This window comes from Arthrobacter sp. Y3221157, assembly GCF_059089865.1.
On the sequence record NZ_JBNHFD010000007.1, the window covers coordinates 21,808 to 34,755 of the forward strand.

Here is a 12,948-nt window from a genome sequence, read left to right on the forward strand (position 1 = left end):
TATACCGCGGGACCTGGTGGTGCCGTGACTGAGCGGGCGGAGGTGGGGGTACTGCAGACATCCCACCCGCGCCGCCCTGTAGGAGCTCAGCAGCGCCGGACGTGGACCGCCCGCTTTGGCATGCTCCTGTTCATGGGCGCAGCTTCCGCAGGCTACTTCTATAACCTGACCTTCGTCCAGCTGGGGCTGACCGACCTCGGCATCCGCGTTGTCGGGCTCCCCGGGGACCGGGTGGCCCGCTTGATGGGCCTGCTGGCAGGGCTGACGCTGGTGGTGGCACTGGGCACGGGCATGGTGATGCACCTCCGCCGGTGGAGCTCGATGTTTATGTTCAAGCTGCGGCTGCTGTCCGCCGTCGTGATACTGCAGACCGTGCTTACCGCCCTGGCGCCCGGCATCCGAGACGAAGCCGCGCTCACGGGGTGGGTGGTGGCAGCCTCCGTGGTCCTGGGGTGCGGGGTGCCGTCCATGTTTGGACTCAGCTGCGATCTTGTGCCGGTCCGGCACCGGGGCGCCGTGGCCGCCGTTGTAACCTCTGCGGCGTTCCTGCCCGCGGCAGTGTTCTCCTCGGACTGGCGAATCGAGCAGTTCTCCGCCCAGCTCCTGTGGCTGATGGTACCGGGCGCTGCGGGCCTGGCAGTGCTGGCCTTGGCCCCGTTGCCGGTGACCGCGGAGCTGGGCCGGCAGCATCGCTTCCCCCGGTATGGGGCCGGACGGTTCACGCGGGTCCGCACCGGTTCCATGGGATGGCCCGGCCGCGGCTTCACTCTGGCGCTGGTGCTGATGTTCGGCGTGTACTTCGTGGACAGTCTCGGGTTCCTGCGCATTATCGACACCCCGGTATACATCGGTTCTGCCTGGCACTCCGCCCATCCGGGCACGCTGTGGGCCATCGGCCTCACCCACGTGCTCGCGGCCGTGGCCGCTGGGATCCTCTACCCTGCCCTGGGGCTGCGCGCGCTGCTGGGCTGGATTTTCGGGCTGTTCGCCCTGGCCCAGACCAGCTACGTCCTGCATTCGCTGACCACCCCGGAATTGCCCGCCACCCTGGGGATGCCCCTGCTCTATGCGGTGGCGGTGAGTATCTACACGGTGGTGAACTTCGCGCTCTGGGCTGACTTCTCCACCCCGGAAACCATCGCGCGCAACACTGCACTGGGCGTGGGTGTCTCCGGTTGGCTGGCGACTTTCCTCAGCACGTCCCTGTCGCTGGCCTGGCGCTCAGACGCCATGCCGTTCGCCGAGCACCTTCGGGTGGTGTCCGCGATCAGCATCGTCCTGTTGTGCGTGGTCCTGTGCCTGCTGGTCCTCCCCTCCCGCGACCGGCAGGCGCCGCGGGAGGAGCACCCATGAGGATCACGTGCGCAGCCGTGTGGTCACTGGTGTGGCTTCTGCTGGCCCTGGGAATGGCGGGCCTGATCTCCGGATGCAGCGTTCAGGACCAGTCCGGCAGGTACTCGTTCACTCTGATCACCCAGGGCAGCCATGTGATCGCCGGGAACGAGTCACTAATCGGGGACACGGTGGTGGTCGGTGGGTCCATGACGCTTGGGCCCGGCGCCGAGCATCGCGGATCCATCACCGTCCTGGCAGGTGAGAGCCGCCTGGAGGGACGGGTCACGGGTGACGTGCTCATCCTCGGCGGCACAGTGACCCTCGCGGACACCGCTGTTATCAGCGGCGACTTGGATGACTCAGGCGGGGACCTGGTCCGGGCCCCGGAAGCGGTGGTGGAGGGGAAGTTCGTGGAGGGAGGGACACCTGCGGACGTGCTCGGCAGGGCGTCCCCGCCAGTCTCAAACGCCGAGCGTGCCGTATGGACCGTGGCGTCCGCCCTGGCTGCGGCGGTGCTCGCCTGGGCTCTCACCCGTCTGTTCCCCCGCCCGGTCCGTCGCGTCACCGCCGCCGCCGCCGGCTTCCCGCTGGTCAGCGGCGCACTCGGCACCCTGGTGCTCATCACCGTCCTGCCCCTGGTGGTGGCAATGGCCTTCACCCTTTTCCTGATCCCGCTCGCCGGCGTCGTACTTATCCTTTCCGGGGTGACCCTCATCTACGGCGGAATCGGCCTCGGCCTTGGAATAGGCAAACGCCTGTTGCGGCCCGCCGGCAGGGAAGTCACCGACGCACGGGCGGCGGCACTAGGGACCGGCCTGCTCGTTGCAGCCCTCCAACTCCTGGGGCTGGTGCCGCTGGCTGGCGTCCTTGCAGCGGCGGTCACGGGCGTCGTAGCCGCGGGAGCGGTGGTCCTGACCGGCTTCGGCCTGCGCCGCTACACCCGGCCCGACGACGCTGTCGATGACCCGGCCGTCGTGTTGTGAGCTTGTGGCCAAAGGCCGCCTAGTTGCGGGAGGATGGGCGCGCCGCGCCGGGGGCGGCACGCTGCAGTTTTTGCGCCAGGGCACGACCCCATACACGGGCCCGTTCCAGCTCTCCGGGAACTAGATGGTTCTCACCGGTCGAGAAAGCTCTCCGGCTCGGTAAGCCTGCGCAGACCCTTTTGTTCGAGTTTCCGCATGATTCCCTTGGATGCGTGCCCTGTAAGGAGTTCGGGGGCGTCATACCGGGTATCGAAAGAAGCGGCCCATGTGGTGCGGGGATCGAGCGAGGCCAACCACTCCCGCAGCCACGGTCCCTCCGCGACAGCATTCGCTGCCTCATGCGTATTGCCGTAGATCGACTCATAGACGACCAAGGCCTGTGCTTTCGTACCGTTTTCCATGGTCAGACTGCCTCAGCTTGAGCGCCGGCGCGGCGGGTGAAGGTTAGCTCCCAGGGCCTCCGGCCACGGCTGGTCTCCGACCACCCGTCCCGGGCTATTCGCTGGCGAAGCTCGGTGAGGCTTGCCTCCATCCCCGGGGCCCATTGCTCTTCGGGAGGGGTAGCGCCCAGGGGTGGGCCGGGAAAAGTGTCGCTGGCATAGAGGCATTGATCGCCATCCATCTTCCCAACAAACCTTAACTGCGTCCGCCCGTATTGGGAGCCGAGTGTGTGGAGGATGCGGGCCCACCAGGAGCTGGACGCAGCATCCTCCAGCTCAATTTGCAGTGTTTCTTCCATGCAAACCACTCTAAGAACGGACGACAGGCCCCACTAGAGACTTAGGTCATCACTTCTTCAGGGTTTCGCTGTGCGGCCCGAAAACGGGGTCCAACGACACTACCGGCCCAGCCCGGGATGCAGGACAGTTCAGCTATGCCTGAAGTTGAGTCATTCGCGCCGCACCCACCAAACTCTGTGGCCGGCCTTCATCAGTGGAAGCCGCTTTTCCGATGGGCGGGGTTTGCGTCAGTCCTCTTCGTGCTCCTGCTGATCAGCGCCCTGATACTTGACTTCCTGGCGCCTCCACCAGTGCATGGAGGGGCGGAAACCCTTGAATTTATTGCCGCCAACAAGGTGAACTACATTGCTGAGCAGATCCTGTGGATCCTGCCCAACATCCTTCCGGTGCTTGTCTTTGCCGCCCTCTTTGTCGCACTGGCCCCCACACAGCGAAGCCTCACGTTGATTGCCCTCATCTTTGGTGCCCTGCCGTGGGCGCTTATCCTGGCTGTCCCCGTCAGCAGCCGCGGATCACTAAACCTTGTCTACCTTAGTGACCGCTACATGGTGGCGGGAACTGAAGAGGGACGCAGAACATATGCCACGGCCGCAGAGGCAATGATCGCCGAAAACAACACTCCCGCAATTGTAGGAACCCTTTCTGCGTTCGGAATTCTGCTGATGGCTATTGCGATGAGTAAGGGGTCCAAGGCCCTCTTCCCCCGGTGGATTGCCTGGCTGGGGGTGGCAACAGGGGCCCTGGGCGTGGCAAGCGAAATCCTCCGCCATGCAGTCCCGGAGTTTTATTGGGGCTACGGCATCCTGCTCTGGGTCTGGTTTATTGCCGTCGGTATTGCCTTGATCCGGCTGTCCCCGGAAAGAACGGGCGGTAAATCATCAGGGCAAGCCCAACAAACAGGAGGGCGAAGGCCAGGAACGCAGCCATCAGCGTAAGCGACGCATCAGGGTCTGCCTTGACGTACATGACGACGGCCATGGACGCCACCGATGCCGCCAGAAACGCGTAGCCGGTCAGCAGCGGATACATAATCTTCAGGGCCCACTTCGCACCCAGGAGCAGGCCGGCACCTGATGCTATGGCCGCCGGCACAATGATTCCGAGGTCCATCAGCTTCACCATCCAAAAGGGAGTCGGGCTGGAGGAATACTCGGTCAGTGCCGCAGGGTTGGACCATGCCGTGAGAAGCGGCCGCAAATGCTGTCCCAGCACCAGGAACACCGCCACCACCAGCAGCGAAACGCCGGCTGTCTTTCGGACTGCGCCGGAAGGAGAAGGAAGCTCCCTGGGCACTGCACGGAACGACAGAACAACGGCTGCCTCGGCAAGAATGAAAACGGACAGCAGCAGCGGAAACCAATATTCCACATTTCCCGGAAGCCGAAGATACTCCTGCCCGATGACCACCTGAGCGTAGGTGTAGATGGCGTAGACACCAATGCCGCTGCCGAGAAGCGGCCCCGCGCTGTGACCGCGAAACACCAGCACAGCGGCCAGGATCGTGGCCGGGAAAACGACAAAGAGCGCCGCGGCGTCACTGCCCACCAGTTGGTTGACCGTCGTATCCGAGGTGCGGTACTGCATGAATCCGAACCCCAGCGGCCCAACGAGCGACGCAGAAGCCATGCCCAATCCCAAGGTAACCAGAACCAGCGCCAGCGCCTGTCTCATCGCGTGCTGCCGTCCTCGGGCGGTCTTTGCATCCAACCCGACAGTGTCATTCATTGATAGCACCTCCAGCACCGAGGATAGACAAGGGCACCAGCACCGGGTAGAGCCCAACGGCTCTGAAATCCCTGGAACGTCCGCCGCCCGCTCACTCCGGCTCAGGCCCTCCTTATGCCTCACATGCAGGTACTTCTTCGCTCGCTCATCTGCCCAGGGTATTGGGCACCGCCGGAACCGGGTCCTCCAACTGCCCGGATTAACGCCGCCGCCCGCATTATCCGAACGAGTAGCCATTACGGGACTTTGGCCCCTAATGACTGGCTGCGCCCTCTGGGAGGGTAGATGGAGCCAGGAAGATGTTGAGTCGAGGCTGCACCGGGAACTGGTGGGACCACGCGCTGCTCGACTGGGCGCAGGACGCTTGAAGGAGACCAGAACATATGGCGGGATCGTTCGAACTGTTTGTCGATGAGGATTCGCGGATCAGGTTCCGGCTGGTGATGCCGGACGGCAGAGTGCTGGCGGAGTCCGGGCAGTACCCGGACAAACACCAGGCGGCTGCCGCCATCAAGGATGTCCGCGAATGCGCCGGGACGGGTCTGATCAGCGACATCGCACCTGCTGCCGGCCGGGCCCGGGAGTCCCGGCGCGCTTACCAGATCCGGCCGCTCCTTTTCGACATGGCTGGTTCCCTTGGTACCGCCTAGCGGAGCCGCTGCGCCGTGACGGCAGATGTTCAGACCCAGAAGGCGCAGGTTCTGGGCGTCACAGGCCTGGTCAAGCGCTATGGTGAGCACACCGTCGTCGACGGCGTGTCGTTCCGCATTGAAGCGGGTGAAACGTACGGGCTCCTGGGTCCCAACGGGGCGGGCAAAACCACCATCATCTCCATGGTCGCGGGGCTGATCCCGGCGGACATGGGATCCATCGAGCTGGTTGGCTCGGCCATGACTCCAGCGAGCACCCGGGTCAAACGGCATATCGGGCTGGTACCGCAGGAACTTGCCATTTACCCGGACCTGTCAGCGAAGGAAAACCTCCTGTTCTTTGGCCGGCTCCAAGGCCTCAGCGGCCAGGACCTGAAGAAGCGGACCGCCGAGGTCCTGGACCTTATTGGTCTTGCCGACCGGGCCAGGGAGCAGACCAAGAAGTTTTCGGGGGGAATGAAACGCCGGCTCAACATCGGCATCGGACTGTTGCACCGGCCAACCCTGCTGATCCTGGATGAACCGACGGTGGGTGTGGACCCGCAGTCCCGGAACTCCATCCTGGAATCGGTGGAAGGACTCGCCACGGAAGGAATGGCGGTGCTTTACACCACGCACTACATGGAAGAAGCCGAGCGGCTGTGCGACCGGATCGCCATCATTGACGAGGGCCGGATTCAGGCGGAGGGAACCAGGAACCAGCTGGTTGAGCTGACCGGCGGGGTGGACCGCATCGACCTGCGCGGCAGCGGAAACACCAGTGCCGCTGCCGCCGCGCTGCGGCAGCTGCCAGGGGTGCAGCACGTCGACGGCGGCGGGTCGGGTTTGACGCTGACGGTACACAACGGCCCTGGCCTGCTGGCCCCGATCGTGGCCGAAGCGGGCAGAACGGGGATGACACTGACCTCCGTAGAGATTGTCCGGCCCGATCTGGAATCGGTCTTCCTGCACCTGACCGGCAAAGCCCTGAGGGACTGACATGCGCGGGCTCTGGACGATGATCGGCAACGACCTCAGGCAGCGGATCCGGGACAAGAGTGTGTTGATCTTTTCCCTCGTTGTCCCGCTGGCACTCATGGGAGTCCTGAACCTTTCCTTCGGCAGCTTCGACACCGGGAGCGTCGAGCTGAAGCCCGCCATCGTCGTCGCAAGTTCGGAAGACAGCGGGCGGCTTGGTACCGCGCTGGTGGATGCTGTGGATTCACTGAACATCATGGATGTGGCGGTGCGAAAGGTGCCTGCAGCCGACGTCGGCCGGGAGACCAAGGACACCGGAGCGGATCTGGGCATCATCCTGCCGGCGGAATTCACGGCGGCCGTCATGTCCGGACGTGCCGTTTCCGTCCAGGTCGTTGAAGGGGATTCTGCAGGCGTTGAAACAAACGTCCTGATTTCCGTCGTCGACGGGCTCCTGGAGCAGTTCGTGGCGGGGACCGTTACGGCAGGGGCAGGGGAGATTGCCGGGCTCCCCCACGAGGTCCTGGGGGTACTTGCCCAGCAGGCCGCAGCCGGCAGTCCCGCCCTGACACTGACCGAAGGCCAGGCCTCCGCGGAACAGCTCTCGCTCAAGGGAACCCTCGTGGCCGGCCAGACCGGGCTCTTCCTGCTCTTCACCGTCGGCTTCGGCGTCCTGGGGCTGCTGGCTGAACGGGAGGAGGGCACGCTGTCCAGGCTGCAGTCAACACCAGTGGCCCCCGGGACCATCATCACGGCCAAGGCCCTTGTTGGATTCATCCTCGGTGTGGTGGCCACGACAATCCTGCTGACAGCCGGCAGCCTGCTGTTTGGCGTCTCCTTTGGTTCCCCCGCGGTCGTCGCACTCCTGGTCCTGGCCGTAGCCGCGGCGGCTACGAGCCTGACGTTCATCGTCGCCCGCCTGGTCCACAGCGCGGAACAGGCGAACATCGCCCAGTCCATCCTGGGCATGGTGCTGGGCATTGCCGGCGGCGCGTTCTTCCCCATCGAAGCCTCGGGGTTCCTCGCCACCCTGATGGATCTAAACCCGATTGCCGCCTTCATCCGGGGCCTGGGCATTACGGCGGGCGGCGGCGGGTTGACCGACGTCGCAATCCCCCTCGCCATCATGCTGGGATTCGCAGCGGTTGCAACACTGGCATCGCGCCTGGTTCCGGACAGGGGTGCCCGGGCATGAGAAGCATCATCGGAATCGCCGGGGTGGAAGTACGCCGCTTCCTCCGGGACAGGTCCAACATCTTCTTCGTCTTTATTTTCCCCCTCCTCCTGATCCTGCTGCTTGGCTCCCAGTTCGGTGCGAACTCCGGCCAGGCACGCGTGGCCCTCTCCGGCGGCGCGGGCACGGAACTCGAGAAGGCCCTCGCAGACCAGCTGGAAGAGGACGGCGTCCAGCTGTCCACCGCCGGAGCGGGCGCAGTGCGTGACCAGTTGAGCAGGGGCAGGACCGACGTCGGGATCTTCATTAACGACGACGACGCCACGGCATTCGCCGGCGGCCAGCCAGCCGAGCTTGAAGTGGTGACAGCTTCGCAGTCAGCCGCCCAGGCCGTGCTTCAGCAGGTGCGCGCCTCCATCCAGGTGGTCAGCACCGAGCGGCGGCAACAGTCCCTTCTTGAATCCGCCGGTGTGGGCGCCCCGGAAGCGGCGGCAGCGCTGGAGCAGGCGGGGAAGGCAGTGCAACGGCCCCGCGTGGAGCTGGTGGACACCAACGATGTCACGCAGGCATTCCAGGGACTGGGCCGGTTCGACCTTGGTGCCGCACAGCAGCTCCTGCTGTTCGTCTTCCTGAGTTCCCTCACGGGTGCAGCCACCCTGATCAAGGCCCGCCGGCTCGGCGTCATCGCGCGCGTCATGGCTGCCCCCGTATCAAGCTGGCAGGCGCTGGCCGGGCAGGCGTTGGGACGGTTCGGTATCGCCGCCGTCCAAGGCGGTTACATCATGATCGGAACCGCCTTGCTGTTCGGGGTGGACTGGGGAGATCCCCTGCTGGCCGGGCTGGTCCTGGTGCTCTTCTGCGCAGTCTCAGCCGCGGCAGCGATGGTGATCGGTGCAGTAATGGACAACGACGGCGCTGCGTCGGGTGTGGGGGTGGGGCTGGGCCTGGTGCTGGCTGGCCTGGGCGGATCCATGGTGCCACCGGAGTTCTTCTCAGACACGCTCCAGGCGGTGTCCCGTTTGACTCCGCACCGCTGGGCGTACGACGCCTTCGCGGACATCCAGCGGCACGACGGCACACTGGCCGGAATCCTTCCGCAGCTGGGCGTCCTCGCCGCCATGGCACTTGCCCTGTTGGCGCTCGGGTCATTCCTGCTCCAGCGCAGCCTCAGCCGCGCGTTGTGACGCGAACCGGGATGTAGCCGGTTTTACGGTCTGTGCACTTTGTCCTGTCCGATGTCGCTGGCGCGGGCCCGGTAGCCGTAGACCAGAAGGCCGATGCCAGCCAGGATCACCACCGTCAGGACGGCAAAGTCCTCGGCGATAAGCAGCACCGCGGACTGAAGAGCGAAGCTCACTCCCAGTACCCCGAGAACGGCAGCAGGAACGAGGGGCCACTTCATTCTGCCTGTGCCATCGGAACCCCGGACCGGGACCACGGACAGCAACACAAAGGTGGCGGCCAGGCCCAGGAACAGGACGGCGGCAACGGGCGTTCCCTGCAACTCCTGCGGAAGGATTACGATGACTGCCAGCGTCAACATAACCCCGGACGGAATCAGGGCCCACCAGTTCGTCCGTTCACGGAGGGAAACTGCGGCGAACCCGGCTGCCATGAACAGGAAGAGGAAGGCTCCGGCCGCTCGGCCGTCCGTGAACTGGGCGGCGGCGGCAACTGCGGCCAGGCCCAGGAACACCGAGGCGGGGATTGCCGCCCACCAGTTCTCCCGGCGGCGCACAAAGAGCGACAGGAAAACAACCCCCACTGCACCGAAGATCAGCGACGGCACGTACGCGGCGCTCTCGAAAACGCCGAGCCGGTCCAGAAGCAACAGCACACCGACCGTCATCAGGACGATGCCGGCGATGACGCTTATTGTTGTCGATTTCACCATTGCCTCCCGATGTTCGGCCGGCGCCCCCGCCACTCTGCATATCTCAGGCTAATGTCCCGCCGGAACCGGACGTAGGGCACAAAGCCCCGCGTTCACCTGCCCTAGAAACTGGATGAACTGCCCGAACCGGAAAAGCTGCCGCCGCTGCTTCCGTAGCCGGTGGTGCTGCCACCCCCGCCCCGGGCCGAGCTGACACTGCTGACCCCCGTGTTGAGCCCGGAATTGAAGGTTGCGACCGAGAAGAAGTTATAGGACGGGTAGACGGTGCCCAGAATGCTTGGCTCGTAAGTACGGCGGCCCTTGTGGTTGAGGCCATCCTGGGCAGCCTCCATCTCCTTGCGCATCAGCTCCGCTTCGCGATCATTCTTCGCGTAACCCTCAATGACCGTTTCAGCATGGTTCTCCAGCAGCACTGCGAGGCGGGACCGGGCGTCGTAAAGGCGGTCCAGCGCCTTCTCCGGAGTAATCCGGCCCTCGGCCAGCTCCGCCGTCCAGCGCTCAATCTCCCGAAGGCTCTGGTCCCGGAAGGACCGCAATGACGCCGCGGTTGCAGACTCCCCCTGGCCATGGCGCTTGGAGAGGAGCTGTTCCAATCCGGCCAAGTCGCTGCGGAAGGGTGCCAGCTGCCGGTCCCACGCGGTAGGCCACGTGCTTGCGCGGTTCAAGAAAGCATTCGTATCCGCGATGACGTCGTCCAGTGCGTCAAGTTCGGAGGCTGCGTCAGCATACTCGCGCGTGAGCTTGAGATTCCTGCGGGCGCCCAGCGAGCGTCCGGAGAGCGCATGCACCTTGTTTGAGAGCTCGCTGGCTGCTCTATAGCGGTTCAGGAAAGTGCGGTGCTTCTCGAGCACGTGGCTTCCATATCTTGATGATTCGGGAATAGTGCCGGCGTTCAGCTCTGTCACCTCGAGGTCCATGCTGACGTTTGCGTAGCTCTGGTCCCCGCGTTCCATCTCTTTCCGGCTGGCGGACCTGGTGACAGCCCGCACAATAATCCAGGCTCCCGCACCCAGGGCTGCTGTTCCCGCTGTTACCCAAGCGGAGACCAAAAAGGCGACAGAGCGGTACCAGGGCTGGTTGATCAGTTCGGCAGCACGCCTAACCCCGGCGATGGTTCCCTCCGTCCACTGCGCATCCCGCAGGAGTTCCTTTGCTGCATCCTGGATGTCGTTCCGCTGCTCGAGGGACACTTTGCGGTCTTCGCCCATATAGGTGCCTACATGGCGTCCCACCGGATCAAGGGCGAAGATGAACAGCCCGTCCGCCCACTTCTGCCCGTCCGTGCTGATCCACTCCGGGTGCTCGGTCCTGGCGAACTTCAGGACCTCTTCATTGAGGTTGTCCCCCGTCCTGCCGTTGTAGGTATACACCACAACCCGGGTGGGCTCGTAGAACTCAATGTCCTCAATCGCCGGCACCACAGTGTTTTGGTCCAATACCCCTGCGGTGTCCTGGATCTCGATGGACACAGGCGGAACTGCAATGGCGGTGGCTGCGCCACCGAGCAGCAACACAGTCAGGGCCAGCAGCGAACTGATGATCCTGCGCACTGTGCTGACTTTTCCTGTCTCCTGTGGCTGCTGCATCAAATGGCGTTCCACCCGTTATCGGATGCAAGCACCACGCCGTTGATGTTCGAGCCGTCCCGGCTCAGCAAGAAGGTGATTGCGGCGGCCAGTTCACCGGCTTCAGCGATGGGGGGCACGTTAACCTGCATGAAGGGTCCGAGCACCTCAGCTGCAAGCTGGGACTTGAATTCGGCATGGATGTTCGTTCTGGTGCCGCCGGGAGCCACCGCATTGACACGGATGCCGCGCCTCCCGTACATAACGGCTGAACTGCGGGTCAGGCCGATGACAGCGTGCTTCGAGGTGGTGTAAGCGGCACCTGCCGCCGATCCCCGGAGACCCGCCTCCGAAGAAACGTTAACGATGGAGCCGTATCCCGAGGCCAGCATAGTAGGCACCACCGCCCTCATAAGACGCATCATCGACGTGAGGTTGACATCCAGGACGCGCTCCCATGTGGCGTCATCGAGCTCATGCACGGGCTGGAAACTGTCCATGATGCCTGCCACATTCGCCAGGGCGTCAATCTGCCCGCCCGCGGCAGCCACCACCCGTTGCACCGTGTCCTCCTGACTGATGTCACCTGAAACCGGCATGAAGCCGAGCTCGCCGTGCTCGGCCACCAGCTTGTCCAAGCCCTCCTCGCTGAGGTCACTGGCAATGACCCGTCCACCCTCGCGGGCAACCCGCAAAGCGGTGGCAAGGCCTATGCCGGAAGCAGCTCCTGTAACGATGACGGTCTGGCCCTCGAACCGGCCGGGGGTGGTGATTTCCTGCCAGATGGCCATAGGAAGCTCCTCGTTCGTAAGAATGGTTATTGTGTCCCGCCGCCACCCGGTGCTCTGCTTGGATGCGCGGGGACCGCGTGAATGCCTGAATATGGAAGGACCCCCATGCACTCAGGATGGGGTCCCGGAACAAGCCGAAACAGGGCCGAAGGTCCCCCGGATCGGTGGTGGATTGGATCAGGGGTGAAGGAGCCATGCGGGAATCGGGATTCATCGTCGCAGGCTACGACGGTTCGGAGGAAGCCGGGGCGGCCGTTCGGTGGGCAGCGCTCCATGCGCGCCTGCGCGGCTCTCCCCTACGTGTGGCGCACTGTTCCATCTGGCCGTTGCTGACCAGCAATCTGGGCCCGGTTCCTGGTGTTGCTGACAGCGGGCTGGAACGGTACGCCGAAGCAATCCTTGAAGAGGGAGTCAACCACGCCAGGTCGGCTGGGCCTGAGCTGGACATTGAAGGCACCCTGTTTCACGGATTGCCCGCATCCCATCTCGCCCGGGTATCTGCCGCTGAGCAGATGCTGGTTGTGGGGAGCCGCGGATTAGGCGGTTTCCTGGGACTGCTTGTAGGATCCGTCAGCCTGGAGCTGGCAGCCACCGCCGATTGCCCCGTTGCTGTCATCAGGTCCGATCTCCACCCCGCCGGTCCGGTCGTCGCCGCCGTCGATGGATCAGGTTCGCCCGTGGCATTCGAAGATGCCTGTGCGGTGGCTGCCGCATCCCAGGCTGGCCTCACCATCGTCCACGTCCGCCACCCGCGTGCCGGCTACTTGCCAATGGACCCGAACCATGCTGTGACCATCGAGGGAGACGCTGAAGAAGTCATCACATCCGTCGTAGACCGCGCCCGCACCCTTGCTCCCGGTGTCCACGTTGACGGCAGGGTCCTGAGCAAGGAAGTCGATGGAAACCGTGAGGTTGATGGGCGGACTGAAAGTGACCGTGTCACCGATAATGAGACCTCCTTCGGCGCCATCGACCCGGCTCACGGTGACCTTCGCTGTGCTCAGTTCCTGGTGGACACTGAGTTGCAGTGCTGACCCGGTGTTGTATAACTCAACCGCCCTGCGTGAGAGGACGTGCGGCCGGCCGGCCACGTTCAGCCGCGGGACGTCTGATTCCCAGCTGAGCGTGGAGCCG

Annotated in this window: 13 protein-coding genes; 8 read left to right on the forward strand and 5 right to left on the reverse strand. The window is 64.3% G+C overall.

What is annotated here, in order from left to right:
* Positions 1–24 precede the first annotated feature (24 nt).
* Together AC5RTT_RS03880 and AC5RTT_RS03885 are read left to right on the forward strand one after the other, a co-directional pair.
* Positions 25–1,353, forward strand: a complete 1,329-nt coding sequence (locus AC5RTT_RS03880; protein WP_494144072.1) for a hypothetical protein — start codon at positions 25–27, stop codon at positions 1,351–1,353.
* Entirely contained in the window at positions 1,350–2,318 is a 969-nt protein-coding gene (locus tag AC5RTT_RS03885) for a polymer-forming cytoskeletal protein (protein WP_494144073.1), read from the forward strand. Before AC5RTT_RS03880 ends, AC5RTT_RS03885 begins: the two co-directional genes overlap by 4 nt.
* A 131-nt stretch (positions 2,319–2,449) precedes the next feature.
* Here AC5RTT_RS03885 and AC5RTT_RS03890 read toward each other — a convergent pair whose 3' ends face one another.
* Positions 2,450–2,719, reverse strand: coding sequence for a hypothetical protein (locus AC5RTT_RS03890; protein ID WP_494144074.1), 270 nt, complete (start codon positions 2,717–2,719; stop codon positions 2,450–2,452).
* A gap of 578 nt (positions 2,720–3,297) precedes the next feature.
* On the opposite strand from AC5RTT_RS03890, the gene AC5RTT_RS03895 reads away from it, so the two are divergent.
* Positions 3,298–3,993: a DUF4386 family protein gene (locus AC5RTT_RS03895; protein WP_494144075.1), complete on the forward strand. Its 696-nt coding sequence runs from the start codon at positions 3,298–3,300 to the stop codon at positions 3,991–3,993.
* Here AC5RTT_RS03895 and AC5RTT_RS03900 read toward each other — a convergent pair.
* Positions 3,878–4,783, reverse strand: a complete 906-nt coding sequence (locus tag AC5RTT_RS03900; protein ID WP_494144076.1) for a hypothetical protein — start codon at positions 4,781–4,783, stop codon at positions 3,878–3,880. The two genes, AC5RTT_RS03895 and AC5RTT_RS03900, sit on opposite strands and share 116 nt — an antisense overlap.
* Positions 4,784–5,166: 383 nt before the next feature.
* Between AC5RTT_RS03900 and AC5RTT_RS03905 the strand changes: the two genes are divergently transcribed.
* From AC5RTT_RS03905 to AC5RTT_RS03920, 4 genes are read left to right on the forward strand one after another with little or no spacing between them, the layout of a single operon-like run.
* Positions 5,167–5,433 carry a YegP family protein gene (locus AC5RTT_RS03905; RefSeq protein WP_494144077.1) on the forward strand — a complete coding sequence of 89 codons (267 nt, stop codon included), beginning with the start codon at positions 5,167–5,169 and terminating at the stop codon, positions 5,431–5,433.
* Positions 5,434–5,448: 15 nt separating this feature from the next.
* Complete coding sequence (locus tag AC5RTT_RS03910) at positions 5,449–6,411, forward strand: ABC transporter ATP-binding protein (RefSeq protein WP_494144078.1); 963 nt, start codon at positions 5,449–5,451, stop codon at positions 6,409–6,411.
* Position 6,412: 1 nt separating this feature from the next.
* On the forward strand, positions 6,413–7,585 hold the full coding sequence (locus AC5RTT_RS03915; protein ID WP_494144079.1) for an ABC transporter permease: 1,173 nt from the start codon (positions 6,413–6,415) through the stop codon (positions 7,583–7,585).
* Positions 7,582–8,748, forward strand: a complete 1,167-nt coding sequence (locus AC5RTT_RS03920) for an ABC transporter permease (RefSeq protein WP_494144080.1) — start codon at positions 7,582–7,584, stop codon at positions 8,746–8,748. The genes AC5RTT_RS03915 and AC5RTT_RS03920 overlap by 4 nt, the downstream gene beginning before the upstream one ends.
* Before the next feature lie 23 nt (positions 8,749–8,771).
* Here AC5RTT_RS03920 and AC5RTT_RS03925 read toward each other — a convergent pair whose 3' ends face one another.
* The 3 genes from AC5RTT_RS03925 to AC5RTT_RS03935 all read right to left on the reverse strand — a co-directional run bounded on the left by AC5RTT_RS03925 (position 8,772) and on the right by AC5RTT_RS03935 (position 11,814).
* Positions 8,772–9,458, reverse strand: a complete 687-nt coding sequence (locus AC5RTT_RS03925) for a hypothetical protein (protein ID WP_494144081.1) — start codon at positions 9,456–9,458, stop codon at positions 8,772–8,774.
* Positions 9,459–9,559: 101 nt separating this feature from the next.
* On the reverse strand, positions 9,560–11,044 hold the full coding sequence (locus tag AC5RTT_RS03930; RefSeq protein ID WP_494144082.1) for a DUF5129 domain-containing protein: 1,485 nt from the start codon (positions 11,042–11,044) through the stop codon (positions 9,560–9,562).
* Entirely contained in the window at positions 11,044–11,814 is a 771-nt protein-coding gene (locus AC5RTT_RS03935; protein ID WP_494144083.1) for an SDR family NAD(P)-dependent oxidoreductase, read from the reverse strand. Before AC5RTT_RS03935 ends, AC5RTT_RS03930 begins: the two co-directional genes overlap by 1 nt.
* A gap of 194 nt (positions 11,815–12,008) precedes the next feature.
* Between AC5RTT_RS03935 and AC5RTT_RS03940 the strand changes: the two genes are divergently transcribed.
* Positions 12,009–12,848 carry a universal stress protein gene (locus AC5RTT_RS03940; protein ID WP_494144084.1) on the forward strand — a complete coding sequence of 280 codons (840 nt, stop codon included), beginning with the start codon at positions 12,009–12,011 and terminating at the stop codon, positions 12,846–12,848.
* Positions 12,849–12,948: the final 100 nt, after the last annotated feature.